Annotated in this window: 13 protein-coding genes and 1 other annotated feature; of the genes, 4 read left to right on the top strand and 9 right to left on the bottom strand. The window is 36.4% G+C overall.

The window, feature by feature from the left end:
* Positions 1 to 21 precede the first annotated feature (21 nt).
* Positions 22 to 241, bottom strand: a binding site (T-box leader).
* A 187-nt stretch (positions 242 to 428) separates the two neighbouring features.
* The 9 genes from ACZDYH_RS25490 to ACZDYH_RS25450 all read right to left on the bottom strand — a co-directional run bounded on the left by ACZDYH_RS25490 (position 429) and on the right by ACZDYH_RS25450 (position 9,034).
* Complete coding sequence (locus ACZDYH_RS25490) at positions 429 to 1,622, bottom strand: MDR family MFS transporter (protein ID WP_001137561.1); 1,194 nt, start codon at positions 1,620 to 1,622, stop codon at positions 429 to 431.
* 247 nt (positions 1,623 to 1,869) lie between these two features.
* Positions 1,870 to 3,093: a cation:proton antiporter gene (locus tag ACZDYH_RS25485; RefSeq protein ID WP_000380167.1), complete on the bottom strand. Its 1,224-nt coding sequence runs from the start codon at positions 3,091 to 3,093 to the stop codon at positions 1,870 to 1,872.
* Between the two features lie 3 nt (positions 3,094 to 3,096).
* A complete protein-coding gene (locus ACZDYH_RS25480; RefSeq protein WP_001026053.1) occupies positions 3,097 to 3,594 on the bottom strand; it encodes a cation:proton antiporter regulatory subunit in 498 nt (165 codons plus the stop codon).
* A 34-nt stretch (positions 3,595 to 3,628) separates the two neighbouring features.
* Complete coding sequence (locus ACZDYH_RS25475) at positions 3,629 to 4,195, bottom strand: tyrosine-type recombinase/integrase (protein ID WP_000454210.1); 567 nt, start codon at positions 4,193 to 4,195, stop codon at positions 3,629 to 3,631.
* A gap of 346 nt (positions 4,196 to 4,541) precedes the next feature.
* A complete protein-coding gene (locus tag ACZDYH_RS25470; protein WP_006924867.1) occupies positions 4,542 to 6,401 on the bottom strand; it encodes an FtsX-like permease family protein in 1,860 nt (619 codons plus the stop codon).
* 18 nt (positions 6,402 to 6,419) lie between these two features.
* Positions 6,420 to 7,181 (bottom strand): ABC transporter ATP-binding protein, encoded by a 762-nt coding sequence (locus tag ACZDYH_RS25465; protein ID WP_000165844.1) that lies wholly within the window; start codon positions 7,179 to 7,181, stop codon positions 6,420 to 6,422.
* 265 nt (positions 7,182 to 7,446) lie between these two features.
* On the bottom strand, positions 7,447 to 8,469 hold the full coding sequence (locus ACZDYH_RS25460) for a DUF418 domain-containing protein (protein ID WP_474887442.1): 1,023 nt from the start codon (positions 8,467 to 8,469) through the stop codon (positions 7,447 to 7,449).
* Between the two features lie 136 nt (positions 8,470 to 8,605).
* Positions 8,606 to 8,755, bottom strand: coding sequence for a hypothetical protein (locus ACZDYH_RS25455; protein ID WP_001129341.1), 150 nt, complete (start codon positions 8,753 to 8,755; stop codon positions 8,606 to 8,608).
* A 15-nt stretch (positions 8,756 to 8,770) separates the two neighbouring features.
* Complete coding sequence (locus ACZDYH_RS25450) at positions 8,771 to 9,034, bottom strand: YtzC family protein (RefSeq protein ID WP_000840871.1); 264 nt, start codon at positions 9,032 to 9,034, stop codon at positions 8,771 to 8,773.
* Positions 9,035 to 9,145: 111 nt separating this feature from the next.
* On the opposite strand from ACZDYH_RS25450, the gene mnmL reads away from it, so the two are divergent.
* The 4 genes from mnmL to ACZDYH_RS25430 all read left to right on the top strand — a co-directional run bounded on the left by mnmL (position 9,146) and on the right by ACZDYH_RS25430 (position 13,016).
* Positions 9,146 to 10,105, top strand: coding sequence for a tRNA modification radical SAM protein MnmL/YtqA (mnmL, locus tag ACZDYH_RS25445; protein WP_000868033.1), 960 nt, complete (start codon positions 9,146 to 9,148; stop codon positions 10,103 to 10,105).
* Positions 10,102 to 10,674, top strand: coding sequence for a tRNA 5-(aminomethyl)-2-thiouridylate-methyltransferase MnmM (mnmM, locus tag ACZDYH_RS25440; protein ID WP_197324049.1), 573 nt, complete (start codon positions 10,102 to 10,104; stop codon positions 10,672 to 10,674). The genes mnmL and mnmM overlap by 4 nt, the downstream gene beginning before the upstream one ends.
* Before the next feature lie 210 nt (positions 10,675 to 10,884).
* Complete coding sequence (locus tag ACZDYH_RS25435; RefSeq protein WP_006924860.1) at positions 10,885 to 11,559, top strand: aspartate/glutamate racemase family protein; 675 nt, start codon at positions 10,885 to 10,887, stop codon at positions 11,557 to 11,559.
* A gap of 155 nt (positions 11,560 to 11,714) precedes the next feature.
* Complete coding sequence (locus tag ACZDYH_RS25430) at positions 11,715 to 13,016, top strand: PepSY-associated TM helix domain-containing protein (RefSeq protein ID WP_000867823.1); 1,302 nt, start codon at positions 11,715 to 11,717, stop codon at positions 13,014 to 13,016.
* Positions 13,017 to 13,047 lie beyond the last annotated feature (31 nt).

The following is a 13,047-nucleotide window of genomic DNA, read 5'->3' as shown; positions in this document are numbered from 1 at the left end:
ACAAAAAACCTCTCATCCCTAGAAAGGGACGAGAGGTTATAGATTCCCGCGGTACCACCCTAAATTAATGTACAAATATACATTCGCTTAGATCCGTAACGTGGATTAACGGCAATTGCTACTATTAGTTTCACAACTGCAACTCAAAGGCGAGTTCATAACGAAACGTGGATTGACTTGCACCGACCGTCAACTCTCTAAACCAGCTTCTATTACTACTACTCCTTCTCACTGTTATTACACATATAAGTTAAGTGAACTATCCTTCACTTAGTATCTCTTAAGAGCTTACTTAAAGCGAGGACTTCTCGGTTAATCGTTACTCTTAATAACTAACGAATTCATCTTAAGACAGCCGAGCTATCTCCCTTGTTCTAAAGGTTGTTTTATTTAAATATATTCTAAAACATGTTACATGTTCCGTCAAACTAAACTGCAATTTTTTCTTCAACTGTTTCTTCTACTTTTACTCGTTTATCATAAATGCTCGTTGCTATAAGCGCTACTACAAGCATTACCATGATTGCTATAAACAATACTTCCATATTGTATAAATCCACAATTGCTCCGCCAACGACCGGCCCGAACATTTTCCCTACAGTCGCCGCACTATTTACAACCCCTTGATAAAACCCTAATTTATCTTTTGGTGCAAGTATATTTGCAATCGTTGGAACCGCAGGCCATACAAATAACTCACCTATTGTTAATGTTACCATCGCAACGAGGAACATCGTAAATTGCTGCGCTTGGCTTAACACAATGAATGACGCCGCAAAAATGAAAATCCCAATCATAATTTGCTGTTTTAAAGAACGCTTCATCCAACGAATTAGCATACTAACAAGTGGCTGCGCACAAACAATCATCGCTCCGTTTATCGTCCATAATAAACTATAGTGACGAAGGCTAATATTCAATTCTTGCATATGTGTTGCAATCGCTCCTTGCCACTGTACGTATGTAACCCAGCATAAAGCATATGCTACACACACGATAAGAAGTGCTTTAAATCCAGGTGTAAGTGACCACCCTTTTTTCGTTTCAACTTCTTTTTGCACTCCTGGCTCTTTCTTGTCTTCCATACCGCGGAATCCAATAAAAGCAATTAAGAAGAAAACAAAGTATAAAATAAAGTTCGCTAAGAAAATATAATCAAAACGATACGATGCAACTAATCCACCACATGCTGTTCCGATCGCAATACCAACATTTTGTCCAACGTACATCGCATTAAATGCCCGTCTTCCGCCTTCTGGCCAAACCGTACCAACCATCGCATACATCGATGGGAAGACCATTCCAGAACCGAAGCCGATTAACGCTAGCCACACAACATATAACGGCCAACCGTGGAAGAACACAAGACCTAAAATCGATACAAGTGTAATCACAATCCCTACTAAAGTTGATTTATAACCGCCCCATTTATCAAATAAAACACCGCCGAGCAAGTTTCCGATTACACCAGTAAGCGAATTGATCATTAATACCATTCCGGCCACAGATAAAGATTTTCCTAGGTGATCATGCAAATAAATTGTATTAAAAGGCCATAAAAAAGAAGCACCCGTGACATTAATAATCATCCCAGCTACTAATAGCCATACTTTCCTTGGCATAGTTTCCCCTCCTATTCTATTTTTTTCGTTCATATATATAACAGTAAAATTGTAGTCGTTTTTAAATAGGAAGGCAACTGATTAATAGTTGATGAAATTCAGATAATGGTTTTGCGATCAATGAAATTATACTGATTGCTTCTTGGATTATATCAGCGATTATTAAAATATATCGACTTACCGACAAAAAATGACAACAGTAACAATGTATAAAGAGGCTGCATGAACTTCATGCAGCCTCTTTATACTATCCAACTTCCTTTTCTCGCTTCGCACGTTCTTTAGCACTCCATTTAAACACCTTATCTAGTAGCGAGTATATTCTCCCAGACTCTTTCGTTAATAATGGTCCTAACGATGCCAATATTAAAACATATAAAGCGGAGAACGGTTTAATCGCTGCCATTAAGCCGCCCGCGATTCCAATATTCGCGACGATAATGGAAAATTCTCCGCGTGATACAAGTGTTAAACCGATATTCGTAGAAGCCTTATGCGATAACCCAGCTTTACGCCCCGCAACCATTCCAGCAGTAAAATTACCGATCAGAGTAATGAAAACTGCTCCTAATGCCAACCACACTGCTCCTCCAAGTGAAAATGGGTCTATACTTAAACCGAAGCTGAAAAAGAATATAGCTCCAAAGAAATCACGAAACGGAACAACGAGCTGTTCAATTCGATCACTATGCTCTGTTTCAGAAAAGACGAGCCCCAATAATAATGCTCCAATCGCCTCCGCGACATGAATCGTTTCTGAAAATCCTGCTACAAAGAACAAAATAGCGAATATTACGATAATAAAAATTTCATTGGACGAAATATCTAACATTTTATTTAAAAATCGTGTAGCTTTTCTAGCAACTACAAAGAATAGTAGCATATACCCTACTGCGATTAAAATAGATGTAAGAGCCCCTACAAGTGACGTTGCCCCTCCGAGTACTAATCCTGAAACGACTGATAAATATACGGCTAAAAAGATATCATCAAACATAATGATTCCTAAAATTAGCTCCGTCTCTTTATTACCAGATCTTCTTAAATCAACAATTACTTTCGCAACAATTGCACTCGATGAAATTGTTATAATCCCAGCAATAATTAATGTTTCTAATAAGGGGAAACCCATTATATATCCGTAAATTAAACCTAATATAAAATTAAGCGATATATGAACAGTTCCCCCAAAGGCAATTGATTTTCCTGATTTAATTAATTTTTTAATTGAGAATTCTAAGCCTAAATAGAATAAGAGGAATATAACGCCAACACGGCCGAGGAAGGAAATAACTTCTCCGCTTTCAATAAATCTTAAATCGATAAGCCCTAAATCTGGCGCATGTGGCCCCACTAGCATACCGAGTATAATGAGAAACGGAATAATCGAGAACTTTAACTTTGCAGCGAGAATAGCTGCAAAAGCGACTAATACTAACGCAGTCCCAACTTCAAAGATTAAAGTATCCATCGATTATGAATCCCCTCCTACTGAAAGCAACTCATTAATAATTCTTTTTACTTCATGTCTTTCGCCTGATAGTACGAGCATATCGCCAGCTTCAATGATAGAATCTGGGCCTGGATTAAAGAACTTCTTCATATTCTTTTTCAAAATGGCAATAATCGTTACGTTATATGTGTTTCGGACATGTAAACTACCAATTGTTTTTTGTACGACTGGTGCATTATTTTCCACCTTAAACCACTCAATTGATAATCCTTCAAAGGCCATTTCAATCGTATCTAAAGCTTGTGGTCTATATACCATTCCGCCCAATATAGCTGCAATTTGTCTCGCTTCGGAATCACGAAGCGAGACGCTTGAAATACTCTCCTCATGATCAGCATCAAAATGGTACATTTCTCTTCGGCCATCATCATGAATAACGATAACCATCTTTTCATTACCTTTTGTAATCACTTCAAACTTACATCCAATACCCGGCAGTTCACTCTCTCTAATATTCATATTTTCCGCCTCCTAATTTTTTTAGTTACGGCTTTTATAAATCGACATCAATCTCCGTTTTAAAGGTCTCATCCTTTGAAATACCTAAATACTTTAGCGTCTCTGATGGAGTCGCGTGATGAAAATGTTTTTGCAACAGCGCAATCGCTATCCCTCTTTTGTACGCATGAAATCCGAACGTTTTTCGCATTGAATTCGTTCCGATCTTACCAACAACTCCAACTGCTTCTGCAGCATTATGAATTACACGATACGCTTGTTGGCGCGTAATTGAATTTGGCGTTTTATTAGATTGAAATACGTAATTTTCTCTTTTAACGCCAATAGATTGTACGTAATCTAAAAGCGCTTCTTTTACTTTTGTATTTAAATAAATATCTTGTTTAAATTTTTCATCTTTCACAGGAAGAGTATAAAACTCTTTAACAGTCCCATCTTCATTTAATACATCTTCAAATTTCATGCTAAGTAGTTCTGTAATTTTTAATCCTGTGTTAATTCCAATAACAAATAAAAGATAATCTCGCTGGGAGTGCTCTTTTAAATATTTTTTCATAGCCTCAATTTGGCTTATATCTTTTAATGCCTCTACAACTTCCATACATGTATTCTCCTCATCTTATGAACGGTAATTTTCTCATTATGTTGTCCATTTTACCTTATCATGCTATGAGATTTCCATGTGTTATCCATTATTTTCACAATATACTCAGGTGGTTCTGAAAACTTTCAATGTGGAAACTTACGATTGTATAAATACGTTGCGGTAAAAAATGTGGGGATAAAAGTTCAGCTTCTTTCTACAGATTGGATTCCTCCTTTCCTTATACAGCTACTTCTACTTTTATATTACGTTACTTACTTGCATTATATTATATATTTCAGTAACATTAAAGTGTTTTTTCTGAAAATAATAAAAACCGAGCGTTTTTGCTCGGTTTTTATTATTAATCTTCTTTCGGAAGAACAATTCCTTTATACAATTGAACTGTAATGAAGTAATAAATCGCATAAATAACTACGAAAATTACGATTGGTACCCAAATACGGAAGTACGGATCGATTAAAATAAATCCGAAAATATTCATACCAACTAATACGTGAGCGATACCCACAATTGCTGGGAATAAGAATACTAAGAATAACTCTTTATAAATTGATTTTGTTAATAACTCACGGCGCACACCGATTTTACGGAGCATTTGATAACGCGTAATATCTTTTGATGCACCAGAAAGAATTTTAAACATAAGACAGCTTGCCATCATTGCTAAGAACGCAATTCCAAGGAAGAATCCCATAAATACTGTTCCACTCGCAACGCCGTATAACATGTCGTAAGTTTGATATTTACTATTTAATCTTTCAGCTTTTACATTTTTATATTTATCTAGCTGCAACTCGTCAAGTTTTTTCCATTCTTTTGTATATGCTAAGAAATCATCTGCTTTTCCGATAAATGCTATACCTTCTTTACCATTTATCCCATCGTACATTTTTTGATCTACAATTTTAATTGCATGATCTTCATATATATAATACGGATGAATTGTGCTAAAAGCATCAACCCATTCTTCTGGAAGTTCTTTAGCGTTCGCATCTTTTTCATTCATTTCTCTAGAAACTGCACCTACTGGTAGCTCCTGTGAAACCTTCTTTGTATTCACTAAATCCTTCATCGACTTCATATTTGTCATATCTTTTACGAAAGGACGATTTTTTTCTAAATCTTCTTTTACATAATAAACGTATTTATCATCAACTTTGTAGCGATATTCATTTTTTTCTTTAAATGTAATACCGTCTAAAATTTTCTTTTCTTCAGCTGTAGGATTATGAACAACTGAGTCATAGATTACTAAACCCTCAGACAGTTTGATAGCGTTATTTTTAAACGCCATACCACCTGAAATTGCACCTGCTCCAAGAGCAACTAACATCGCTACTGTCGCAAGTACTTTCGTTAAGCTATTAATACGGAAGTTTAATTGTGCAAATGTAAAAGCGTTAAGTCCTTTTTCACTACGCTTTTTATTACTCTTTAACTTTTTAATAAAGACCGGGAGAAGTGATCCAAACAGCATGTAAGTACCAGCTGTCGTTGTAATTAATGCAATAATGATTCCCATTTCTCTTAGTTTTTCCATGTAAATCATTGATGCATAGCCCATTCCTAATAAAATAACCGCAAGGAATGCAACTACACCTGTCATTTTTCCTTTTACTGCAACACGTTCTGTTTGTGCGTCTGCATGTACAAGTTGCAGGACAGAAATACGTGATAATTTAATACTGTTCATAATTGCCGATAATACAAATAGTGCAAAGAAGAAGATGCACGTAACAGTCATAGATGGCAGGTAAAATGCTTTATAGCCTTCACCAGCAAATTCTAATTGTTTCATTAATAATTGACCGATACCTTCTGCAAGTCCTACACCAACTGCAATTCCAATTGCAAGAGACGCGGCGCCTAATACAATTGTCTCAATAAACATAAGTAATGTAACTTTATGCTTTTTTGCTCCTAACATCATATACATACCAAACTCTTTTTGACGAAGAGATAGTAAGAAAGAGTTCGCATACAAAATATAGAAGAACGTTATAATAGCTAGTAAAAATGAACCTGCTTGGAATACAAATCCAATTTGACCAATAGTAGAATTTTCCTTAAGGAAGGCCTCGTTTAACGCTAATGTTTGGAACATATAAAAAATTGAAATGGACATGACAAGACCAACAAGTAAGACGATATAATCTTTTAGCTTACTCTTTAGTCCTGACATGGAAAGTTTGAATAACATGCTCTAGAACCTCCTTTCTTACGCTTTTTGTGTGCCTAAGTCCGCAAGCACATCTAAAATTTCTTTATAAAACTCTTCACGTGTACCGCCGCGGTGAATTTCTTTATATAGCTCACCATCTTGAATGAATAAAATACGCTGACAGTAACTTGCACTGTATGGATCATGTGTAACCATCATAATAGATACGCCTTGATCTTTATTTAAGTTTGTCATCGCATCAAGTAAACTCGTTGCATTTTTAGAATCAAGCGCTCCTGTTGGCTCGTCCCCTAAAATAATTGCCGGCTCATGCACTAAAGCACGCGCTGCTGCCGAACGTTGCTTTTGCCCACCAGATACTTCAGATGGGTACTTTTGAAGTATTTCTGTAATTCCTAACATATCCGCTACTTTCTCGACTTTTGGTCCAATGTTACGTGATGGAACACCTTGAAGAGAGAGTGGAAGTGCAATGTTTTCATAAATAGATAAGTTCTCTAATAAGTTAAAGTCTTGGAAGATGAATCCTAACTTTTGTGAACGGAAATCAGAAAGCTCACCTTGTTTCATTTTTGTAATATCCGTTCCTGCAATTTCAACAACGCCGCCCGTTGCTTTATCTAACGTTGAAATTACATTTAATAATGTCGTTTTACCAGAACCAGATGGTCCCATAATTCCAACAAACTCACCCTCTTGAATTGAGAATGACACACCTTTTAACGCGTGTGATTGGTTCTCACCTTTTTTACCGTACACTTTTTGAACGTTTTTCACGTCTACAACTGGTTTCGTCATATATATCCTCCTACGCTTGTTTTTCCATTACCTATTTTGCGCCTTTTGGAAGTGAACTGCTATTTGTTAACATTACATTTACCTTACACTTTTGTAATATAAAAAAGGTGTACTTGTAAGCTTGGCTGTTAATACTAGTTCACATTTCGGCATAGTAAATCGGTAAATGAAATTATATCGGCGATTTTCAAAATATATCGGCGCAACTACAAAAGCTGAAAATAAAAATAGGCTGTTCCACAAAAAGAACAGCCCACTTCTCTCTTTATTTCTTTAAAGGTGTTACCGTCCAGTACGTAATAACACGCCAAATCCATTCTAATGGACCCATTTTAAAGATTTTCATCCAAATTACACTAAACACAATTTGAATTGCATAAATTGCGATACATACATATAGCGTCTGCATGTATGTTAAGTTACCTGCAAAGTTAAATACACTACCGGCAATTAAAATCATTGCCGTTTGTCCGATATAATTTGTTAAAGCCATACGACCGTAGTATTTCAATGGTGCTAATAATGTTTGAACTGGTTTTAACTGAAGTAATAAAATTAATGCTCCTACATAGAAAGCTGAAATAATTGGTCCAACAGTAATACCAATTTTCAGAAAATGGCTTGCAGAATCCATTGTTCCGTCTTCATTCATCAATATCATATTTACAAATGGGTCAGCAGGCACGTGTCCATATTGATACCATACAGCTGCCACACTTAAAACAAACATAATGCCTGTAAAAATAGCGACTTGCTTTATGTTTTTTGAAAGATTTTCAAATACACGATATTGTCCTGCAGCAAGACCTAATAAAATTAAACCAAGTGGTAATAGTTCTTTAACACCCATTACACTAAAGGCTATTGTCAAAATAAGACCAATTACTAAGTTCACTTGTTTTTTCGCTTTATAAAACGGTAAAACGATTAATCCGCAAATTGCGTATAACGCTAGTGCTTCTCCAGGCTGAAACATGTAATGAATCAAACCAAAAATAAATAATGCAACTACGCGGCGGAAAAATAGAACATATCCATTTTTCCCTTTCGCAATCGCTCTTGTAATGAAGATATAGAATCCCACTCCAAATAAGAATGAGAAAATCGAGAAGAAACGACCTTCTACAAATAAGTATAGAAACCTTTGATAGCTAGCATCTACTGTATTAGGATCTGGAGTTTTAATATGAAGTAGTGCTAAAATATTTACTAAAATAATCCCCAGTAATGCGAAGCCACGAATGTAATCTAACTCATCAATTCGTTTGTTTGTAATATTGTTCCCCATAAAGCAGCTCCTTGTCCAAAATTTAATCCTCCCTTACTCTACTGGAAAAGTAAGCTTACAACTATCGGCAAACCTTACAGGAATCTTACATTATTGTCATATAACAAAACAAAACCAGGTCATATTGCGACCTGGTTTACTCTGATTGCTTTGATCTTTGAGGTTGTCCTTTTTTACTGTTACGCTGTTTCACTTGAACAATCGGATCAAGTTCATTCGAAAATTCAGCGTTATGTCCATTTTGTGTTTTTTGTTCTGGGTTATTTTGATCTGAACGTTTCGCCATTACATTCACTCCTTATTAGTGCGGTGTAATAATCATTTGATGTTGCAATTGGCGAATTGCCATACGCGCTCTATTTAACTGCTCACGTTGCTCATCATTCGCATGTTGTTGCATCGTTTGTAAATCGTTATATGCTTGTTCTAATTGCAACTGCGCATCCGAATACTCCATCGTATTATAATGCTCTTGTCTCATGCCTTGTTCTAATTGTTCTTTCGCATATTCCACCGCTTGTTCCGCTTGTGTAATATACGATTCAAGTGATTGACGCTCTGCCATAATTGTCCCTCCTTGCTTCAATTCCCCTTTAGTTTGTCCCTTCCTTATGAACCTTATGAGTATGTTATAATGGATTTTGTGTTATTTTGACTCGGCTTAGGAGGGAAAGTAATGAAGGTTCAAAACCCTTTTCCATATACAAACGACAATAAACGTTATCATACATGGAATTACCATTTACGAAATGAATTTGGTGAAAAAATCTTTAAAGTTTCATTAGATGCTGGCTTCGATTGTCCGAACCGTGACGGTACAGTTGCTTATGGCGGTTGTACATTTTGCAGTGCTGCTGGATCTGGTGACTTCGCTGGCGATCGCCGCGATGATGTTATAACGCAATATCATGAAATGAAAGAAAAAATGCGCTCAAAGTGGAAAGACGGAAAATGTATCGCTTATTTCCAAGCGTACACAAATACACATGCACCACTTGAAGTGTTAAAAGAAAAATTCGAACCGCTTCTAGCAGAAAAAGACGTTGTCGGTCTTTCTATCGCAACTCGTCCAGATTGTTTACCGGACGATGTTGTTGAATATTTAGCGGACTTAAATAAACGCACGTACCTTTGGGTTGAACTCGGACTACAGACCGTTCATGAACGTACTGCAAACCTTATTAATCGCGCTCATGATTATCCTTCTTACGTTGAAGGTGTAAATAAATTACGTAAGCATGGCATTCGAGTTTGCTCTCATATTATTAACGGTCTTCCTCTTGAAGATTACGACATGATGATGGAAACAGCTCGTGAAGTAGCGAAACTTGACGTACAAGGAATTAAAATCCACTTACTTCATTTATTAAAAGGAACGCCAATGGTGAAGCAATATGAAAAAGGACAACTCGAATTCCTTTCTCTTGAGGATTACGTAAGCCTCGTTGTTGACCAACTTGAAATTATTCCAGAAGACGTAATTGTGCACCGCATCACAGGTGACGGTCCGCCTGATTTAATGATTGGCCCAATGTGGAGCTTAAATAAATGGGAAGTTTTAAATTCCATCGATGCAGAATTTGTACGCCGCGGAAGCTGGCAAGGAAAATATGCAAATGAGGAGAAACAAAAATGAAATTAGAACGGGTATTACCGTTTGCTCGCACGCTGCTGCAAACGGCAGTAAAAGAAGGCGATTACGCTGTAGATGCAACTTTAGGAAACGGGCATGACACTTGCTTCCTAGCTGAAATCGTTGGAAATAACGGAAAAGTATTTGGATTTGATATTCAAAAAGAGGCGATTGAAAGCTCAACAACTCGTCTAAAAGAAAAAAAACTTTTCGAACGTACTGTTTTAGTTCACGATAGTCACGATACACTTCTATCCATATTACCAGGAGATGCAAAAGGAAAAGTAACAGGTGCAATTTTCAACTTAGGTTACCTTCCTGGCGGAGACAAACATATCGTCACAAAACCGAACTCAACAATCTCGGCGATCGAGCAATTATTAGAAGTAATGGCGCCTGAAGGTATCATCGTCCTTGTCATTTACCACGGACATCCAGAAGGACAAGTAGAACGCGACGCTGTACTTAAATTTGCCGAAGAACTAGACCAAAAACAAGCACACGTACTGCGATATAGCTTTATTAACCAGCAAAATAATCCGCCATTTATTGTGGCGATTGAGAAGCGGTAATATATCAACGATTTTTCAATTATATCTATCGTAACTCGGGATATATCAACGATTTTTTCGATATATCTATCATAACTTACAATATATCAACGATTTCTCGGATATATCGATTGTTCGACAAAACATAACAAAAAAAGACGTGCACTCACTGCACGTCTTTTTTTATTCTCCTATATAATGGATGTAAACATTCTTAAAGGAGACGAAACAATGATTGGAATACTAGCAGGAATGGGACCAAAATCAACTGGACCATTTGTCGATACAGTTGTAGCAATGTGCCAAACAATATACGGAGCAAAGCATGATATGGACTTTCCTCATATGATGATTTATTCGTGCCCAACACCGTTTTACATGGATCGGCCTATTGATCACGAAACGATGAAAAAAGCGATTATTGAAGGAGCACAAAAACTTGAAAGTACTGGCGTAAGCTTTATCGCTATGCCGTGCAATACGGCGCATCTTTATTTCGAGGAATTACAGCATTCTCTGTCCATTCCGATTTTAAATATAGTCAATGAGACGTTACAAGCAATTCCTAAAAATACAAAAAGAGTCGCTCTTCTCGCAACAGAAGCGACAGTTCAAGCTGGTATTTATCAAGACGGGATTGCAAAACGGAATATAGAATACATTCATTATGAAAAATGGCAAACGATGATTAATCAAATTATTACGTATATTAAAAGCGGAGAAGTTGAAAAAGCTCGCAAATTATGGAGCGCGCTCGTTGTGCAGTTGAAGGATGAAGTAGATACCGCAATTATCGCATGTACTGATTTGAATGTTGTGGCTAGTGAGAATTTTGTTGATTCTTCTCAATGTCTTGCGAAAGCGGTTGTTAGGATGTACTTATCAAATATAAAGAGATCTTCATAAACATAGAAAACACTCCTTCTAAAATGTGTTTTATGTTTAATAAAAATCCCACAAACTTTTAACTTTCTTCACAATTCTTTCAAAGTAATCACACTTAATCTCGCTATATTAAATAAGTAGTTATTCATATAGGGAAGGTTAGGGGAACTGAAAGTATGAAAGTAAATCGTTCGCTTCATTACATTTTTTGGCGTTGGCATTTTTATGCTGGGCTTTTTATTACGCCGCTTCTTATTACGTTGTCACTGAGCGGAATTGGGTATTTATTTCGGGAGGAAGTTGAAGATTTCATCTATAAAGATTTATATTTTGGGAAGAGTGCTCAAACAGAATCTATTTCGATGTCTGATTCTATTTCCTTAACAGAGAAAAAATATCCACATTATAGCGTGGCGAAAATTAGTGAGTTTAATGGGGATTATAATACGAGACTTACCATTGCAAATGAGTATACTGGGCAACAAAAATATGTGTATTTAGACAGCAATAATCAAATTGTTGGGGATCAAAATGCAAGTGAAACGTTTGCCAATATAATGAGGGAATTACATAGTTCTCTTTTAGTTGGCGGCACTATCGTAAACTATACTGTGGAGCTTGCGGCATGCTGGACAATCTTTTTAATCATAACCGGATTGTACATGAGTATACGCCAATTCAAAAACACACCATCATCCAATAAGCGAGAAAAAGCAAAAAGACGTCATTCTATTATCGGTATTATATTTACAATTCCTCTCTTTCTGCTAGTCGCATCTGGATTGCCATGGTCAGGATTTATGGGGAACCAAATTTATAAAATTGCATCGTCAAATGAATCACTCGGATATCCAAAATTGTACATGGCACCGCCTGAATCAAAGGTAAAAGAATTGCCGTGGGCAACAAGAAAAGAAGCTCCTCCTGAATCGAATTCAAATGAACCGAAAGCAATTTCTGTCCATGAATTACAAAAAGGAATTGAAATAAAGAAGCCATATGTTATTTCACTACCAGCTGATCCAAAAGGTGTATTCACTGTTTCGAAATCGAGCGGTTCTGGTATTACAGGTATGCATGTTGCACCAAATGAAGAGATAACAGCTTACTTTGACCAATATAGCGGGGAACTCATTTCCAAAACGGACTATCGTGATTATGGATTACTTGCACAATGGTTCACTTACGGTATCCCACTTCATGAAGGACATTTATTCGGATGGCCAAATAAAATATTATGCTTACTAACGACATTATCTCTACTACTTCTCATTTATTACGGAATAAAAATGTGGTTAGCAAGGAAGCCGAAAGGAAAATTAGCAGCACCACCAAAGCAAAGAGATAAGAAAAGCATAATCGTTTTCTTTATCATGATGGTTATACTAGGCGCTGTCATGCCTTTATTCGGGCTATCTGTTTTAGTGATTTTTGCGATTGAACTTCTTATATATGTATTTTCAAAAATACGATCATAATGAAAAGAAAACCACTCTACATGAGTGGTTT

This window comes from Bacillus sp. EB V-12 (assembly GCF_056158125.1).
The sequence above is the reverse complement of the archived record's forward strand: the minus strand, read 5'-3'. Positions and strand labels throughout refer to the sequence as shown.